This is a genomic window from Pseudoalteromonas sp. BSi20652 (assembly GCF_000239855.1).
Classification (GTDB): domain Bacteria; phylum Pseudomonadota; class Gammaproteobacteria; order Enterobacterales; family Alteromonadaceae; genus Pseudoalteromonas.
The window spans coordinates 1-526 of sequence record NZ_BADT01000024.1 but is presented as its reverse complement, the minus strand read 5'-3'; the positions used below and the strand labels follow the sequence as shown (position 1 = coordinate 526).

Below are 526 nucleotides of genomic sequence, written 5' to 3'. Positions count from 1 at the left end.
ACTTCATCAACTGCAACATCAGCTTGGTCACAGTGATATTAAAACCACACAAAGTTACTTACATTGGTTACCAGAGTTAGGTCATGGCGGCATTGATTTACTCGCAAGTTGGAGTAAACAATGAGCGCTTTACACCTCGCTGATATTTTAAACTCGAATCTTGAGAATTATCGGCAGCACCACATAATGAGTTATCAGCAGTTACGAGTCTGCCAACACCTTCAATCATGCAGAGCGGGGCAGCTCGGTTATCAAGCATGGCAATGTGATAACTGTAGTGAAGTACAACAAATTGGGTGTAGTTGTCGAGACCGTCATTGCCCACGTTGCCAAGGGATGGCTACGGCTAAATGGGTGCAAAAACAGCAGGAAGATTTATTACCGTGTCGGTATTTCCACCTTGTTTTTACGCTCCCGCATGAGTTAAATATCATTGCGCACTACAACCCAAACGCGTTATATCACTGTTTATTTAAAGCCGCATGGCAAACGCTGTGTAAATTTGCGAAACGAAAGAGGCATGGCC

General features: G+C 43.9%; 1 protein-coding gene and 1 pseudogene. Both read left to right on the top strand.

Annotated features, from left to right (window positions below; genetic code table 11):
* Positions 1-124: pseudogene (locus tag P20652_RS20155) on the top strand (integrase); the annotation flags it as partial.
* Positions 121-526: transposase zinc-binding domain-containing protein (locus P20652_RS17270; RefSeq protein ID WP_033016986.1), on the top strand; the 406-nt coding region annotated here is incomplete at its 3' end. The pseudogene P20652_RS20155 and the gene P20652_RS17270, both read left to right, overlap by 4 nt.